At 55.0% G+C, this 16,944-nt stretch carries 15 protein-coding genes and 1 pseudogene; 13 read left to right on the top strand and 3 right to left on the bottom strand.

The features are described 5' to 3' along the window. Positions 1 to 10: 10 nt before the first annotated feature. The 6 genes from dapF to corA all read left to right on the top strand — a co-directional run bounded on the left by dapF (position 11) and on the right by corA (position 6,699). Complete coding sequence (gene dapF, locus ABLV11_RS07825) at positions 11 to 835, top strand: diaminopimelate epimerase (RefSeq protein ID WP_004107680.1); 825 nt, start codon at positions 11 to 13, stop codon at positions 833 to 835. After that, positions 832 to 1,539, top strand: coding sequence for a DUF484 domain-containing protein (locus ABLV11_RS07820; protein ID WP_004107681.1), 708 nt, complete (start codon positions 832 to 834; stop codon positions 1,537 to 1,539). The genes dapF and ABLV11_RS07820 overlap by 4 nt, the downstream gene beginning before the upstream one ends. Continuing rightward, positions 1,536 to 2,438, top strand: coding sequence for a tyrosine recombinase XerC (gene xerC, locus ABLV11_RS07815; RefSeq protein WP_004107682.1), 903 nt, complete (start codon positions 1,536 to 1,538; stop codon positions 2,436 to 2,438). Before ABLV11_RS07820 ends, xerC begins: the two co-directional genes overlap by 4 nt. Next, positions 2,438 to 3,154, top strand: a complete 717-nt coding sequence (gene yigB, locus ABLV11_RS07810) for a 5-amino-6-(5-phospho-D-ribitylamino)uracil phosphatase YigB (RefSeq protein WP_016808215.1) — start codon at positions 2,438 to 2,440, stop codon at positions 3,152 to 3,154. The genes xerC and yigB overlap by 1 nt, the downstream gene beginning before the upstream one ends. Before the next feature lie 77 nt (positions 3,155 to 3,231). Beyond that, positions 3,232 to 5,394: a DNA helicase II gene (uvrD, locus tag ABLV11_RS07805; RefSeq protein ID WP_049127671.1), complete on the top strand. Its 2,163-nt coding sequence runs from the start codon at positions 3,232 to 3,234 to the stop codon at positions 5,392 to 5,394. 354 nt (positions 5,395 to 5,748) lie between these two features. Then, complete coding sequence (gene corA, locus ABLV11_RS07800; RefSeq protein WP_004107687.1) at positions 5,749 to 6,699, top strand: magnesium/cobalt transporter CorA; 951 nt, start codon at positions 5,749 to 5,751, stop codon at positions 6,697 to 6,699. Positions 6,700 to 6,891: 192 nt separating this feature from the next. Here the strand turns inward: corA and ABLV11_RS07795 are convergent. Beyond that, a pseudogene (locus ABLV11_RS07795) lies at positions 6,892 to 6,987 on the bottom strand (EamA family transporter); the annotation flags it as partial. A 435-nt stretch (positions 6,988 to 7,422) separates the two neighbouring features. Here ABLV11_RS07795 and ABLV11_RS07790 point away from each other — a divergent pair. The 5 genes from ABLV11_RS07790 (at position 7,423) to ABLV11_RS07770 (ending at position 12,551) form a co-directional block, all read left to right on the top strand. Continuing rightward, positions 7,423 to 8,157, top strand: a complete 735-nt coding sequence (locus ABLV11_RS07790; protein ID WP_126489624.1) for a DUF1120 domain-containing protein — start codon at positions 7,423 to 7,425, stop codon at positions 8,155 to 8,157. A gap of 91 nt (positions 8,158 to 8,248) precedes the next feature. Further along, positions 8,249 to 8,929 (top strand): fimbria/pilus chaperone family protein, encoded by a 681-nt coding sequence (locus ABLV11_RS07785; RefSeq protein ID WP_224250556.1) that lies wholly within the window; start codon positions 8,249 to 8,251, stop codon positions 8,927 to 8,929. A 24-nt stretch (positions 8,930 to 8,953) separates the two neighbouring features. Next, positions 8,954 to 11,332, top strand: a complete 2,379-nt coding sequence (locus ABLV11_RS07780; protein ID WP_348855270.1) for a fimbrial biogenesis usher protein — start codon at positions 8,954 to 8,956, stop codon at positions 11,330 to 11,332. Beyond that, the gene (locus ABLV11_RS07775; protein WP_126489621.1) at positions 11,329 to 11,856 is read left to right on the top strand and encodes a hypothetical protein; all 528 of its coding nucleotides are present in this window, start codon (positions 11,329 to 11,331) and stop codon (positions 11,854 to 11,856) included. Before ABLV11_RS07780 ends, ABLV11_RS07775 begins: the two co-directional genes overlap by 4 nt. Beyond that, the gene (locus ABLV11_RS07770) at positions 11,853 to 12,551 is read left to right on the top strand and encodes a DUF1120 domain-containing protein (protein ID WP_126489620.1); all 699 of its coding nucleotides are present in this window, start codon (positions 11,853 to 11,855) and stop codon (positions 12,549 to 12,551) included. The genes ABLV11_RS07775 and ABLV11_RS07770 overlap by 4 nt, the downstream gene beginning before the upstream one ends. Positions 12,552 to 12,602: 51 nt before the next feature. Here ABLV11_RS07770 and rarD read toward each other — a convergent pair whose 3' ends face one another. After that, positions 12,603 to 13,496 carry an EamA family transporter RarD gene (rarD, locus tag ABLV11_RS07765; RefSeq protein ID WP_126489619.1) on the bottom strand — a complete coding sequence of 298 codons (894 nt, stop codon included), beginning with the start codon at positions 13,494 to 13,496 and terminating at the stop codon, positions 12,603 to 12,605. A gap of 49 nt (positions 13,497 to 13,545) precedes the next feature. After that, the gene (gene yigI, locus ABLV11_RS07760; protein ID WP_004097567.1) at positions 13,546 to 14,010 is read right to left on the bottom strand and encodes an acyl-CoA thioesterase YigI; all 465 of its coding nucleotides are present in this window, start codon (positions 14,008 to 14,010) and stop codon (positions 13,546 to 13,548) included. 155 nt (positions 14,011 to 14,165) lie between these two features. On the opposite strand from yigI, the gene pldA reads away from it, so the two are divergent. Both pldA and recQ read left to right on the top strand, forming a co-directional pair. Then, positions 14,166 to 15,038 (top strand): phospholipase A, encoded by an 873-nt coding sequence (gene pldA / locus ABLV11_RS07755; protein WP_023321873.1) that lies wholly within the window; start codon positions 14,166 to 14,168, stop codon positions 15,036 to 15,038. 67 nt (positions 15,039 to 15,105) lie between these two features. Next, positions 15,106 to 16,932: an ATP-dependent DNA helicase RecQ gene (recQ, locus tag ABLV11_RS07750; protein WP_004107693.1), complete on the top strand. Its 1,827-nt coding sequence runs from the start codon at positions 15,106 to 15,108 to the stop codon at positions 16,930 to 16,932. Positions 16,933 to 16,944: the final 12 nt, after the last annotated feature.

Here is a 16,944-nt window from a genome sequence, read left to right as displayed (position 1 = left end):
GGAGTAGAAAATGCAGTTCTCTAAAATGCATGGCCTGGGTAACGACTTTATGGTCGTTGACGCAGTAACGCAGAATGTTTTTTTCTCACCTGAACTGATCCGTCGTCTGGCGGATCGGCATCTTGGCGTGGGTTTCGATCAGCTGCTGGTGGTGGAGCCGCCTTACGATCCGGAGCTCGACTTCCACTATCGTATCTTCAATGCCGACGGTAGCGAAGTGGCGCAATGCGGCAACGGCGCGCGCTGTTTCGCCCGCTTTGTGCGTCTGAAAGGCCTGACCAATAAACGTGATATCCGCGTCAGTACCTCGAATGGCCGTATGGTATTAAGCGTCACGGAAGACGATCTGGTGCGCGTCAATATGGGTGAGCCAAACTTCGAACCGTCCCAGGTGCCGTTCCGCGCCAACAAAGCGGAAAAGACCTATATTATGCGCGCCGCTGAACAGACAGTATTGTGCGGCGTGGTGTCGATGGGTAACCCGCACTGCGTTATCCAGGTTGATGATGTGGAAACCGCGACGGTGGAAACGCTCGGCCCGGTGATGGAAAACCACGAGCGCTTCCCGGAGCGGGCGAACATCGGCTTTATGCAGGTGATCAGCCGCTCTCATATTCGCCTGCGCGTGTATGAACGCGGTGCGGGGGAAACTCAGGCCTGCGGCAGCGGCGCCTGTGCGGCGGCGGCAGTCGGTATCCAGCAGGGATTACTGGGCGAGGAGGTCCGCGTGGAATTACCCGGCGGGCGTCTGGATATCGCCTGGAAAGGTCCGGGCCAACCGTTGTATATGACTGGCCCGGCGGCACATGTCTATGACGGATTTATTCATTTATGAAACAAGTCGGGGAAGAACAACAGGAACTTGCCAGCGAGCTAAACGATCGCGCAGTGGTGGACTATCTGTTGCAACATCCTGAATTCTTTATTCGTAATGCGGCGCTGGTGGAACACATGTCAGTGCCGCATCCGGTGCGTGGTTCGGTCTCGCTGGTGGAGTGGCACATGGCGCGGGCGCGGAACCATATCAACGTGCTGGAAGAAAATATGACGCTGCTGATGGAGCAGGCGACGGCTAACGAAAGCCTGTTTCAGCGCCTGTTTCACCTGCAAACGCGGCTGGCGGCGGCCGATAGCCTTGACGAAATGCTGAACCGTTTTCATCGCTGGGCGCGCGAGCTGGGTCTGGCGGGCGCCACGGTGCGCCTGTTTCCCGACCGCTGGCGGCTCGGCGCGCCTTCCAAATTCACCCATCTGGCGATAAGCCGTCAGGCGTTTGAGCCTATTCGCATTCAGCGTCTTGGACAACAGCGCCATTATCTTGGCGCTTTAAACGGCCCCGAGCTGCTGGTCGTGCTGCCGGAAGCTAAAGCCATCGGATCGGTGGCGATGTCGCTGCTGGGGGGAGACGACGCTCCCGGTGTGATGATATTCAGCAGTCGCGACCCCCAGCACTATCAGCAAGGGCAGGGAACGCAGCTATTGCAGGAAATCGCGTCGATGCTCCCGGGATTGCTGGAGCGCTGGATTGAACGCGCATGACCGACTCGCCTCTGTTTGCTCCCGTAGAACGCTTCTTACGCTATCTCGGCGTCGAGCGTCAGCTGAGCCCGATAACGCTGCTGAACTATCGCCGCCAGCTGGAAACGCTTATCGCGCTGGCGGATAGCGCCGGGCTGAAAAGCTGGCAGCAGTGTGATGCCGCCCAGGTCCGTAGCCTGGCGGTGCGCAGCCGTCGTCAGGGGCTGGGGCCTGCCAGCCTGGCCTTACGTCTCTCCGCCTTACGCAGCTTCTTTGACTGGCTGGTGAGCCAGGGTGAACTGGCCGCGAATCCGGCGAAGGGGATTTCGGCGCCGAAAATACCCCGCCATCTACCGAAAAATATCGACGTCGACGACGTTAATCGGCTGCTGGATATCGATCTCAACGATCCGCTGGCGGTACGCGACAGAGCGATGCTGGAAGTGATGTACGGCGCCGGGTTGCGTCTTTCGGAGCTGGTGAATCTCGATATTAAGCACCTCGATCTGGAATCCGGCGAGGTGTGGGTGATGGGCAAAGGCAGCAAAGAGCGCCGCCTGCCGATTGGCCGCAATGCGGTGGTGTGGATTGAGCACTGGCTCGATCTGCGCGGACTGTTCGGCGCCGATGAGGACGCCCTGTTCTTATCTAAACTGGGGAAGCGAATTTCCGCGCGTAACGTGCAAAAGCGCTTTGCCGAATGGGGCATAAAGCAGGGGCTCAACAGCCACGTGCACCCGCATAAGCTGCGCCACTCCTTCGCGACCCATATGCTGGAGTCGAGCGGCGATCTGCGCGGGGTGCAGGAGCTGCTGGGCCATGCTAACCTTTCCACCACTCAAATCTATACCCATCTCGATTTTCAACACCTTGCGTCGGTGTACGATGCGGCACATCCGCGCGCCAAACGGGGGAAATGATGCGTTTTTACCGACCTCTGGGCCAGATTTCAGCATTGACTTTTGACCTGGACGATACCCTTTATGACAACCGCCCGGTGATTGACCGGACGCTGCATGAGTCGCTGAGCTTTGTGCGCAGCTACCACCCTTCTCTGAGCCAATTTGACGCCAGCGAGCTTAACCGGCTGCGCCAGACGCTGCTGGCGTCAGAGCCGGAAATTTACCACGATGTGACCGAATGGCGCCGCCGCGCGCTGGAGCTGGGGATGATCAACGCCGGGCTTTCAGCGACGCTGGCGAAAACGGGGGCCGATGAAGCGATGGCGAATTTCGCTCATTGGCGCAGCCTGATTGACGTTCCGCAGGAGACGCACGATACGCTGGCGCAGCTGGCGGAAAAGTGGCCGCTGGTGGCCATTACCAACGGCAACGCCCAGCCGGAACTCTTTGGCCTGAGCGACTACTTCCGCTTCGTGCTGCGCGCGGGCCCTGACGGGCGCTCTAAGCCCTTTGCCGATATGTATCATCTCGCAGCGGAGCGGCTGGAGCTTCCTCTGGGGCAGATTCTGCACGTCGGGGACGATCTGACGACCGATGTCGCAGGCGCTATTCGCTGCGGCATGCAGGCCTGTTGGATCAAACCGCAGGGCGCAGACCTGATGCGCGCCGCCGATGGCCGCCTGCTGCCGCACATCGAAATTTCACGGTTGGCATCTCTGACCTCGCTGATATAATCGTCAGTAGTTCTGTATAAATTAACAGTAGCCCGGCGAGCCAAACGTTGCCGGGCGCCTCATTTCCGGCGGTGCCAATGGACGTTTCTTACCTGCTCGACAGCCTCAATGACAAACAGCGTGAAGCCGTTGCGGCATCACGTACTAATATGCTGGTTCTGGCAGGAGCGGGCAGCGGCAAGACGCGCGTTCTGGTACACCGCATCGCCTGGCTGCTGAGCGTTGAGAACTGTTCCCCTTACTCCATCATGGCGGTGACCTTTACCAACAAAGCGGCAGCGGAAATGCGTCATCGTATTGGTCAACTGATGGGCACCACTCAGGGCGGTATGTGGGTCGGCACTTTCCACGGTCTGGCGCATCGTCTGCTGCGCGCTCATCACCTTGACGCCGGGCTGCCGCAGGACTTCCAGATCCTCGACAGCGAAGATCAGCTGCGCCTGCTTAAGCGCCTGATTAAGGCGATGAATCTCGATGAGAAGCAGTGGCCGCCGCGGCAGGCGATGTGGTACATCAACGGCCAAAAAGATGAAGGGCTGCGCCCGCATCATATTCAGAGCTACGGTAATCCGGTTGAGCAGACCTGGCAGAAGGTTTACCAGGCCTATCAGGAAGCCTGCGATCGCGCGGGGCTGGTGGACTTCGCCGAGCTGCTGCTGCGCGCCCACGAGCTGTGGCTTAACAAGCCGCATATCCTTCAGCACTACCGCGAGCGCTTTACCAATATCCTGGTGGATGAATTCCAGGATACCAACAATATTCAGTACGCGTGGATCCGACTGCTGGCGGGCGATACCGGTAAGGTGATGATCGTTGGCGATGACGATCAGTCGATTTACGGCTGGCGCGGCGCGCAGGTAGAAAACATCCAGCGCTTCCTCAATGACTTCCCCGGCGCGGAAACTATCCGTCTGGAGCAGAACTATCGCTCGACCAGCAATATCCTCAGCGCGGCGAACGCCCTGATTGAGAACAACAGCGGACGGCTGGGGAAAAAGCTGTGGACCGATGGCGCCGACGGCGAGCCGATTTCGCTCTACTGCGCGTTTAACGATCTTGATGAGGCGCGTTTTGTCGTCAATCGTATCAAAACCTGGCAGGAAAACGGCGGGGCGCTGGAGCAGTGCGCGATCTTGTATCGCAGCAACGCCCAATCGCGCGTGCTGGAAGAGGCGCTGCTGCAGGCCAGCATGCCTTATCGTATTTATGGCGGCATGCGCTTCTTCGAACGTCAGGAGATCAAAGATGCGCTCTCCTATCTGCGCCTGATTGCCAACCGTAACGACGATGCGGCGTTTGAGCGCGTGGTCAATACCCCGACGCGCGGCATTGGCGATCGCACGCTGGACGTGGTGCGCCAGACCTCGCGCGACCGGCAGCTGACGCTGTGGCAGGCCTGTCGCGAGCTGTTAAAAGAGAAAGTTCTCGCCGGGCGCGCTGCCAGCGCTCTGCAGCGTTTTATGGAGCTTATTGACGCCATGGCGCAGGAGACAGCCGACATGCCGCTGCACGTGCAGACCGACCGGGTCATTAAAGATTCCGGCCTGCGCATGATGTACGAGCAGGAGAAAGGCGAGAAGGGCCAGACGCGTATCGAAAACTTAGAGGAGCTGGTGACGGCGACGCGCCAGTTTAGCTACAACGAAGAAGATGAAGATTTAATGCCGCTGCAGGCGTTCCTCTCGCATGCGGCGCTGGAAGCGGGAGAAGGGCAGGCGGACACCTGGCAGGATGCGGTACAGCTGATGACCCTGCACTCGGCGAAAGGGCTGGAGTTTCCGCAGGTATTTATCGTTGGCGTGGAAGAAGGGATGTTCCCGAGCCAGATGGCGCTTGATGAGGGCGGCCGCCTGGAGGAAGAACGCCGCCTGGCCTACGTCGGCGTGACTCGTGCCATGCAAAAACTCACGCTGACCTACGCGGAAACCCGTCGCCTGTACGGTAAAGAGGTTTATCATCGCCCCTCGCGCTTTATCGGCGAGCTGCCGGAGTCGTGCGTGGAAGAGGTGCGGCTGCGCGCCACGGTGAGCCGGCCGGTCAGCCATCAGCGCATGGGGACGCCGATGGCGGAAAACGACACCGGCTATAAGCTGGGCCAGCGCGTCCGCCACGCCAAATTCGGTGAAGGCACCATTGTGAACCTCGAAGGCAGCGGCGAACACAGTCGCCTGCAGGTTGCCTTTCAGGGGCAGGGGATCAAATGGCTGGTCGCGGCGTACGCCCGGCTGGAAACAGTGTAACAGTAAGAAAAATATCATTATTTTGTAATATTCTGCTACCTTTATACGTTAAGGAGCTTGATTTGCTCTTTAGCGTTCCGTTGCGTGTTGACGCCGTTTTTGCGCTGGCGTAACATGCGCGCACGATTACGCTAAGAGGACATTCGCCTTGGACACACCCAGTAGATGCTGGCTCAATTTCCTGCCCATCAGGAACAACTCCTAAGGCTATCCTCTTATGCTGATAGCCTTAGCGGTTGTCGGCGACCCGTTCTATTCCCGTCGCTCTGAGTCAGGCTTAATGGTCTGAAACCCAAATTGTTTCTGTGTGCCCACCGAACTGTCCGATAATTTTTTGCATTGGGAGTCCCGGTCATGCTGAGCGCATTTCAACTGGAAAACAATCGTTTAACGCGTCTGGAAGCCGACGAGATCAAGCACCTCGCCAGTTCGGTGTGGGTCGATCTGGTCGAGCCTGACGACGATGAACGAAGCCGTGTGCAAACGGAATTGGGCCAGAACCTGGCGACGCGCCCGGAGCTGGAAGACATCGAAGCGTCAGCGCGTTTCTTTGAGGATGAAGACGGTCTGCATATCCACTCATTTTTCTTTTTTGAAGATGCTGAGGATCACGCCGGTAACTCTACCGTGGCGTTTACTATCCGCGAAGGCCGTCTGTTCACCCTGCGCGAGCGGGAGCTGCCCGCTTTCCGCCTGTATCGCATGCGCGCCCGCAACCAGTCGATGGTGGACGGCAACGCCTACGAGCTACTGCTGGACCTGTTCGAAACCAAAATCGAGCAGTTGGCGGATGAAATCGAAAACATCTACAGCGACCTGGAAAAGCTTAGCCGGGTGATTATGGAAGGTCGTCAGGGCGATGATTACGACGAGGCGCTCTCTACGCTGGCGGAACAGGAAGATATCGGCTGGAAAGTCCGCCTGTGTCTGATGGATACCCAGCGCGCGCTGAACTTCCTCGTACGCAAGGCCCGTCTGCCGGCAGGGCAGCTGGAGCAGGCGCGCGAAATCCTGCGAGATATCGAATCCCTGCTGCCGCACAATGAATCGCTGTTCCAGAAGGTCAACTTCCTGATGCAGGCGGCGATGGGCTTTATCAACATTGAGCAGAACCGCATCATCAAGATCTTCTCGGTCGTCTCCGTCGTCTTCCTGCCGCCGACCCTGGTGGCTTCCAGCTATGGCATGAACTTTGAGTTTATGCCTGAGCTGCACTGGAGCTTTGGCTATCCCGGCGCGATTGTCTTTATGATGCTCGCTGGCCTGGCGCCGTATCTGTACTTTAAGCGTAAAAACTGGCTGTAAAAAAGTCTTTTTGACGCGAGGACAGGTGTTTAACATCTCTGCCGGGGAGCGCTTTGCCCGGCCTGGGCGATCCGAGATATCACCAGGAATGCATTGCCAGCATGCCCGAGCAGGCGAAGCGACAACGGGCATGCTGGCAGGTCGTACCCTGCCAGTCACCAGGAAAGGCGATTCGGTTCTTTTTTGTGATGCCTTACGCGTCCCGCGTATTGTGTAAATCGCATCCATCATGCAAATCGCCAGCGCCACCAGGATAAAGGCGAAGGCGACCATTTTATCCACGCCCGGCTGTAAACATTACGCCACATACAGTATTCTTGGTTTCGCTAACACGACACAGATTATAGAAGGCGAAGCGAGATGTCAGATATTTTGATAATGTTTGTGAACCTGACTCGGTATTTTTAATTTTAACGATAAACTGGCGCTAGTATGAGAATTGGCAGGTATATATTTTTCTCGTTGGTGATAGAGCCAATATCAAAAAGGAATATACATTTCACGAATGTAATTTATCAAGTGAATGTCGCCAGTCTGTATTTATTTAAAATATAATATTTCGTATTTGCTAAAAATACGCTGGGGAGACATTAGTTTTTGTGATTACATAATGTAATATTTTTAAATATATTTTCTTGCGATTTCTGAGATAGCATTCTCAGTGCTATTTATCGTCCCGTCGAGCATTTCGGGATTGTTGTTTTATATGTTAAGGATGAACAAATGAAAAAGTTACTTATCGCCGCTTCACTGAGCGCGGCGCTATTTTCCTCGTTTAATGCCAGCGCCGGCAACGATGTCACGCTAAAAGTGACCGGTAGTATTGTGCCGGGCGCCTGTGTCCCGACGCTGCCTGACGGCGGTATTGTGGATTACGGCACTATCCGTAACGGGCAGATTGCGCCCACCGGCACATCCAACGCGCTGGTACAGCTGGGACAGAAATCCATTAATTTAACGGTAACCTGTGATACTGAAATTGCCGTCGGGATCACCTCCACGGATAACCGCCATGACAGTCGTGTAGACCTGAGTTCAAAACGTTATATTGAAGATTTGGTAGGAGGAGGAAACACAACTTCAACGAGTAATGGTTTTGGCTTAGGCAAAGCGCCTGACGATATCACCAATATTGGCTCATATACTATTTTAGCTGATCCAGCTTCAGCGACAGCAGATGGAACTGCGGTGGATGTGATACGCACAAATGATATAACTGCCGAAACATTAACATGGGAAACAACTCCATCGGGTGCTTTTTGCCCGCTGAATGGTGGTTGTAATTCTGCTAAGTTAGCGATTTCCGTTGCGAAAACAGGCACCCTCGTACCGCAGCCTTTTAAAGTGCTGAATATGCCGTTGCTGGTGACCGCGGCGGTAGAAGATAACACCGTGCTGGGCACCAAAGATACGATCACTCTGGATGGTAACGCGACCATCAGCCTGGTTTATCTCTGATAGTGATAATATTTTCTTATATATGGGCGCGGTAATATTTACCGCGTCGGTTGTAAGCGCGATATTTAAAGGAATGGATACCTTGAAAAAGATAAACGGATACAGTAAATTTACTTTTCTCGTGGCTCTGTTTTATTCCGTAAATGGTTTTGCCACTGGCATGGTCCCGGAAACGTCCGTATTGCTGGTTGATGCTAAAAATGGCGAAGCCAGCATGAATGTCACTAATACCGATTCCCTGCCTTCTTTGCTGTATACCAATATTGTCGATCTACCGGACAGCGATAAATCCGTGCGTTTAATTGTCTCCCAGCCGGTAGTCCGTGTGGAAGGCGGCCAGGTGCAACGTATGCGTTTTCTCCTACAAACGTCAGCACCGTTGAAATATGAGCAGCTAAAGCGCGTTACCTTTGAAGGTATTCCGCCCAAAGAGAAAGGGAAAGATCGCGTGTCCGTGACGGTGCGTCAGGATTTGCCGGTTATTATTCATCCGGCCGGACTGGTCGAAGAAACCCAGCCGTGGAAATTCCTCGAATGGAAAAAAGAGGGTGACCGTTTAATACTCAGCAACCCCAGCGACTATGTCGTGCGTATGACTCAGGTTATTAAAACCTTACCCTCGAATAAAACCGGCGCGTTGAACAAAACGTATATGTTGCCGCATACCAGCACGACGGTGAAGCTTCCCACCGCTACGGATACACAGATCGAGTTTTATCCGGCCAGCCGTTATGGCTATAAAGGCGAGAGCCAGATTGCACAATTAAAATAACCCACGGCAAGGACGGGTGTGGTAATGCATAATAAAACGCTGCTGGCCTGCCTGGTAAGCCTGCTATTAATCCATCAGGTCAGGGCTGCAGGAATGGATCTGGCGGCCGTTGACTTCGACGAGGGTACGCTCAAAACTCTCGGCATCAACCCAAACGTAGCCCACTATTTTTCGCGTGAAGCGCGTTATCTACCGGGTAGTACGTCTGTTTCTCTTAATATTAATGGCGTCAATAAAGGCAGTGTGATAGCCCGCTTTAATGACGATGGCGAACTCTGCTTTGATAAAGACTTTCTGCAACAGGCCGGATTGAAAATACCCTCGGACTATCAGGACGGCTGCTATCCTTACGCTCGGGCGTTTCCGGGTACGGTAGTGAACGCTTCTCCCGCCCAGGAAACGCTGACTGTTGTTGTTCCCGCTGAAGCGGTCGCACGCGTCGATGCAGACATGTCGGGTTATACCTCGGGCGGCACGGCAGCGCTGCTCAACTACTCCCTGATTTCATCGCGCAATGAATTTGCCGGCGGTAGTTCTGACTATTCGCAGGCGCAGCTGGACGGCGGACTAAATTTTAACGACTGGCTACTGCGCAGCCATCAATTGCTGAGCCGCTCGGATGGTCGCTTTAACAGTGATAATTCATCAACCTATTTACAACATACCTTCAGCGGTTTGAAGAGTACCGCCCGTTTTGGTGAAGTGAACCTGAATAATATTCTGTTGCAGGGGTCAGGGATCTATGGCGCGGAGTTTGCGCCGGAAAGCGCGCTTACGAAAGGAGGTAACAATGTACGGATTCAGGGGATCGCCAACACTCCGCAGGCGCGCGTGGAGGTGCGTCAACAAAACGTATTGATTTACTCTACGCTGGTTCCGGCGGGGGCATTTACGCTTACCGATATTCCCATGCGCAACCTCAACAGCGACCTTAACGTGACGGTAGTGGAGACCGATGGTAGCCAGCACGGTTATGTGGTGCCTGCCAGCCTATATAATCAGACCGTTGGCAGTACTGGCGGCTTATATGTTTCATTCGGGCGGGTCAATGATGATTACGATCGTACGCCGTGGGTGATGAGCGCAGCGGACGGCTGGCAGATTAATAATCGCCTGAATGCAAATGCTGGCTTGCTGCTGGCGGAAGATTATCAGGCGATTGCCGGAAGTATGGATACGCTACCACTCCCGGATCTTAGTCTGCGTATGCAGGCGAACCAGTCAAATGATTCCAGACAGTCGCTGCAAGGGCAGAAATATACGCTTTCGTCGAATTATGCCTCTCCGTTCGGACTCAATTTAACCACCATGTCTTCCTGGCAGACCCGGAATTACCGTGAGTTTAGCGATTTCCTTGACGATGATTTTAATCAGACGACGAAAAATGAATATTCGGTCGGGATCGGCTGGTCGCATCCGTTAATCGGCGGGCTGAATGCTAGTCTGTACGAAACGAAGGGCTATGATAGCGTGGATGATTCACGCTATGTCTCCGCCGGGTGGAGTAAGTCGTTTCGCTATTTTTCGACTTCTGTAAACTGGCAGCATCAGCTGTCATCAGGTAATGACAATGAAGATGATGGCGATCTGCTCTATGTGAATATCAGTATTCCGTTCGGTAACCACAGCGTGAACGCATATAGTCGTCGGGACGATCATAAAACCCGCTATGGCGCATCTGCGATGGGAATGGTGAGTGATAATACCTCTTATTCTGTCGGTGCTGAGCGCGACCAGGATCTGGGACAGAACAACTTCAACGCCGGAATCAGCAGCAATCTTCACTATACCCAGTTAGGCCTTAATGTCAGCGTCGGTAGCGAAAATAATCGAAGTTATTCCGGGACGTTACAGGGTGGTATTGCCGCCCATAGCCAGGGCGTGACGTTATCACCGTGGGCAATCCGCGACACCTTCGCTATCGCCGCACTGGATAAGCCCGTATCGGGAGTCAAGATCGATACCCCGCAGGGACCGGTATGGATCGATTATCGCGGTATGGCGGTGATCCCATCCGTTGGTGCCTGGCGAACCTCGCGCGTAGAAGTCAACACCGAAACGTTGCCGAAAAATATGGATATCGGCAACGGAACGCGAATGCTGAAACAGGGACGCGGCGCGGTAGGTAAAGTGGGTTTCAGCGCCGTCACTCAGCGCCGTGCTTTGCTGACGATTACAATGGCCGACGGGCGAAAACTACCGAAAGGGATGGCGATCTCCGACAACGATGGCAACTATTTAACCACCTCAGTTGATGACGGTATTGTGTTCCTCAATGAGGTCAAGGCGCAGCAGACGCTGACGGCGCAACTAGATAACGGTACCTGTCAGTTCACGTTAGACCTGCCCGAGGAAGCTAACCCGGATATCTTCTACGAAACCGCTAATGGGGTATGCAAATGAAGCGCCTATTTCTTAGTATTCCGCTGCTGCTGTACGTTTCCCTGACGTCAGCGGAGTGCCGGCTCTTACAGAGTCAGCAGAATCTGAGCTATGGCCACTTAAGCGCCGCTGAGCGCCAGGCCCAAGGGGAAATTATTGCGCTCCCGGAGAAACAGGTAGTGCTTAATATTACCTGCGACGAACCGCAACAAATCCGTCTGTTTACCGGAACGGCGACGCCTGAAGGTTCGCAGTTCGCTTTTGGTGAGCACGGGAGGATGTTAATTACTGCTTCTCAGGCGGTGGTTGATGATAATCCTGTTCGTCTGGCGGCGGTACATGCTGGTGACGCCTCGCTGATGACCAATGGTGCAGACCGGATAACAGCACAGGTCAATCAGGGAATTGCTTTTGTGAATGGTCAGGAGCTGAAAGGAAAAACGGCTTCGGTGACTTTAACGATTAAACCCAGCTTTAAAAGCGGTTCCATCACCGATAAAAAAACCTGGCGCGGCAACCTGCGCGTAAGGATGGTGACGCAATGAAAAAGCACTATCTGTTGTTAATGTTGTTGATTTCCGGGCTGGCAGGCGCAAATGATGTCGTTGATATTAACGTTGAGGTGACTGCCGATGCCGCCGCCTGTACGCCCGTTCTGAGCAATAATGGGGTGGCGGATTTTGGCACTCGCTATGCGGGAAGTTTATCTAAGGGAGCGTTTACCCCGCTGGGCCTTCGCGATCTAACTTTAACCATCACCTGTGAATCGGCGACAGGTGTAGCAATTACTGCCCGCGATTCGCGCGTAGATTCCATGACCAGCGGAAAAGACAGTAGCGGAAAGGCGGGTGTTAAATTTCAGGTTAACGGTGGCGGCTACATCAGTGATGCCTCACGACTGTTTGGATTGGGCATGACGCCGGAAGGGAAAAAGATCGGCAGCTATGCGGTACAAATTAACGCGGGTTCGGTTGTGGTAGCGGATGCCGATGCTGAAGTTAAGGTAGACATGGCCGGGTCGAGCGATAAGAATGGCCCCTGGTCAGCCGTCAACATGCTACCCCTTCCGACCAATCAGGATTATTTTTATACCTTTGTACAAAAAGGAACCATGACGCCTCAGCCGATTATGACGGCCAGCGTGCCGCTACAGGTGAGCGCCGCCGTCGCGCCGAATATCAGCAGCAACCAGAAGGTGAAGCTGGACGGAGAAGCCGTGATTACGCTGGTATATCTTTGAGGCATAAGGCTATACCGGAGGTGTTAACCACCATCCGGTATAGCATCGCGATCACCTCGCGCGAGTACGGCGTATTGTGTAAACCGCATCCATCACGAAAATCGCCAGCGCCACCCAGATAAAAGCAAAGGTCACCATCTTATCCGCGCCCGGCACCTCGCCGTAGAAGGTCACCGCCAGCAGGAACATCAGCGTTGGGCCGATATACTGGAAGAAGCCCAGCGTAGAAAGGCGCAGACGGGTCGCCGCGCCGGTAAAGCACAGCAGCGGAATAGTGGTGACCACGCCCGCCGCCATCAGCAGCAGGTTCAGCGACCACGGGTTCTGCCCCATATGGCTGGTCTGGCTATCGGCTATACCAAACAGATAAATCGCGGCGACCGGCAGCAGCCAGAGCGTTTCAAACAGCATGCCGGTTTGCGCATCCACGGCGATCTTTTTACGTAGCAGACCATAAAAAGCGAAGCTGAACGCCAGGCCCAGCGCGATAATCGGCAACGAGCCAAAAGTCCAGAGCTGCACCAGAACGCCACAGGCGGCCAGCAGCACTGCCAGCCACTGCATCCGACGAAAACGCTCCCCGAGGAAGATCATCCCCAGCAGAATATTCACCAGCGGGTTGATAAAGTAGCCCAGGCTGGCTTCCAGCATATGATGGTTATTGACCGCCCAGATAAATAGCAGCCAGTTACCGCCCACCAGCACGGCAGACAGCGCCAGCAGAAACACCTTTTTCGGCGTTTTCAGTAGCCTTTTGACCTGCGGCCACTGACGACTGATGCTGATTAGCGCGACCATAAAGAAGAAGGACCAGATCACGCGGTGAGTCAGAATTTCATCGGCGGGAACATAGTAGATAAGCTTGAAGTACGCTGGCGCGATACCCCAGATAAAATAGGCGGCCAGGGCCAGGAGAACCCCCACCCGCGTTTGTTTAGCGTCCATCGGTACAAATCCATTGCCAAAGAGAATGATGTTACTCGATTTAAGCCGATCAACCCACCATATACGTCGCCGTAGCGCTGGCGATATACACCTGCTCTTCGTTATGCAGTTCGACGCGGGCCACCGCCACCTTGTTACCGGCGCGCAGCAGGCTGCTGGTGGCGGTAAAGCGCTCCCCACGACCCGGGCGCAGGTAGTCGACGCGCAGATCGATGGTGCCCATCCGCGACAGGCGCTGGCGCAGCTCTTCTTCATTGATGGTGTCGTGGCGAGTCAGAGTGCTGCCGACGCATACCAGCCCCGCCGCGACGTCCAGCGCTGAGGCAATCACTCCGCCATGTAAAATACTCTGCGCCCAGTTGCCGACCATCATTGGTTGGTTGTTGAAACTCAGCTGGGCGAACTCTTTTTCATAGCGCTCCAGCTCCAGCCCTAAGGCGCGATTAAAGGGCATGTGGTAGACGAAGATTTCTCCCACCAGCTTCAGGGCGGCGGCGGCGGTCAGTTCAGACATAACAACATTTCCATAGGTTAATGAAATGTTGATTTTATGCTTCTAAAATATTGATTTCTACTTTAAGAACGGATAACAGGTCAGAAGACGTATAAATAGGTAGAATGCTGCCTGGGTTAAACAGAAATAATAAATATCCATCCAGGAGAACAGCAATGCGTATCTCTTTGGCCTGCCTGCTGGCGCTTGTTGCGCTTCCGGCCGGCGTTCTGGCGCAGGACGCGCCGGTGAATAAACAGGTCCACGACACTCCGGCCGTTCGCGGGAGTATTATCGCCAACCTGTTACAGGACCATGATAATCCCTTCCTGCTCTATCCCTACGAGAGCAACTATCTGCTCTATACGTGGACCAGCGATCTCAATAAAGAAGCGATTCGCAGCTACGACTGGGCTGAAAACGCGCGTAAAGACGAAGTGAAGTTCCAGCTTAGCCTGGCGTTTCCATTATGGCGCGGGATTTTGGGCGAGAATTCGCTGCTGGGCGCTTCTTATACGCAAAAATCCTGGTGGCAGCTCTCCAACAGCAAAGAGTCCGCGCCGTTTCGCGAAACCAACTACGAGCCGCAGCTGTTCCTCGGGTTTGCGACCGATTACTCATTTGCCGGCTGGACGCTGCGCGACGTTGAAATGGGTTATAACCACGACTCTAACGGCCGTTCCGATCCCACTTCCCGCAGCTGGAATCGCCTCTATACCCGACTGATGGCGCAAAATGGCAACTGGCTGGTCGAGGTGAAGCCTTGGTACGTTATTGGCAGCACCGACGATAACCCGGATATCACCAAATATATGGGTTATTACCGGCTGAAAGTGGGCTACCAGCTGGGCGACGCTATTCTCAGCGCTCAGGGGCAATATAACTGGAATACCGGCTACGGCGGCGCCGAGCTTGGGGTAAGCTATCCGATCACCAAACACGTGCGCGTCTATACTCAGGTCTATAGCGGTTATGGCGAGTCGCTTATCGATTATAACTTTAATCAAACCCGCGTCGGCGTCGGGCTGATGCTCAACGATCTGTTTTAATCGTTGCACTCTGGCTCTCAGGCGCTGAAAATAGCGCCTGTTTTCTTTTCAGGCATATGGGGTCAACGTGGCGCAGGCGGAAGTATTGAATCAGGAATCGCTGGCTAAGCAGGTTTTACAAGAGACCTTCGGCTACCAGCAGTTTCGCCCTGGCCAGGAAACCATTATCGATACGGCACTGGCCGGGCGCGATTGCCTGGTGGTGATGCCGACCGGCGGCGGCAAGTCGCTGTGTTATCAGGTGCCGGCGCTGGTGCTGGGCGGTCTGACCGTCGTGGTCTCGCCGCTCATCTCCTTGATGAAGGATCAGGTCGATCAGCTGCTGGCTAACGGCGTGGCGGCGGCGTGCCTGAATTCAACCCAGAGCCGGGAGCAGCAGCAGGAGGTGATGGCCGGCTGCCGCAGCGGGCAGATTCGCCTGCTGTATATCGCCCCGGAGCGCCTGATGCTGGATAACTTCCTCGAGCATCTTACGCACTGGAATCTGTCGATGGTGGCGGTGGATGAGGCGCACTGTATTTCCCAGTGGGGCCATGATTTTCGTCCGGAATACGCTGCGTTAGGGCAGCTGCGCCAGCGGATACCGCAAATCCCGTTTATGGCGCTGACCGCCACCGCCGATGACACCACGCGTCGCGACATTGTTCGCCTGCTGGGCCTGAGCGACCCGCTTATCCAGGTCAGCAGCTTCGACCGACCCAATATCCGGTACATGCTGATGGAGAAGTTTAAGCCGCTGGATCAGCTGATGCGCTACGTACAGGATCAGCGCGGCAAATCAGGCATTATCTACTGCAATAGCCGGTCGAAAGTGGAGGATACCGCCGCACGCCTGCAAAGTCGCGGCATCAGCGCGGCGGCCTATCACGCCGGCCTGGAAAATCATATCCGCGCCGACGTACAGGAGAAATTCCAGCGCGACGACCTGCAAATCGTGGTGGCCACGGTGGCCTTCGGGATGGGGATCAACAAACCGAACGTCCGTTTTGTGGTGCATTTCGATATCCCCCGCAATATTGAATCCTATTACCAGGAGACCGGCCGCGCCGGGCGCGATGGGCTGCCTGCCGAGGCGATGCTGTTTTACGATCCGGCGGATATGGCGTGGCTCAGGCGCTGCCTTGAGGAGAAACCCGCCGGGCCGCTGCAGGACATCGAACGCCATAAGCTCAACGCGATGGGGGCTTTTGCCGAAGCGCAAACCTGCCGCCGCCTGGTGTTGCTCAACTACTTTGGCGAGGGGCGCCAGGAGCCGTGCGGCAACTGCGATATCTGCCTCGACCCGCCGAAACAGTACGACGGTTTAATGGACGCGCGGAAGGCGCTGTCGACGATTTACCGCGTCAACCAGCGCTTTGGTATGGGCTATGTGGTGGAAGTGCTGCGCGGCGCCAATAACCAGCGTATTCGCGATATGGGGCATGATAAGCTGCCGGTATACGGCATTGGGCGCGAGCAGAGCCATGAGCATTGGGTTAGCGTGATCCGCCAGCTTATCCATTTAGGCCTGGTCACGCAGAATATTGCCCAGCACTCTGCGCTACAGCTTACCGAGGCCGCGCGTCCGGTTCTGCGCGGCGACGTGACGCTACAGCTTGCCGTGCCGCGTATTGTGGCGCTGAAGCCAAAAGCGATGCAGAAATCCTTTGGCGGCAATTACGATCGTAAGCTTTTTGCCAAGCTGCGCAAACTGCGTAAGGCGATTGCCGACGAAGAGAATATCCCACCCTACGTCGTGTTTAACGATGCAACACTGATTGAAATGGCTGAGCAAACGCCGCTGACGGCCGGTGAGATGCTCAGCGTCAACGGCGTCGGCACGCGTAAGCTCGAGCGTTTTGGTAAAGAGTTTATGGCCCTGATCCGCGCGCACGTGGATGGCGATGATGAGTAGTCAGCCGGACGA

The organism is Klebsiella sp. GW_Kp181 (assembly GCF_040062315.1).
Taxonomy (GTDB): domain Bacteria; phylum Pseudomonadota; class Gammaproteobacteria; order Enterobacterales; family Enterobacteriaceae; genus Klebsiella; species Klebsiella oxytoca.
The sequence above is the reverse complement of the archived record's forward strand: the minus strand, read 5'-3'. Positions and strand labels throughout refer to the sequence as shown.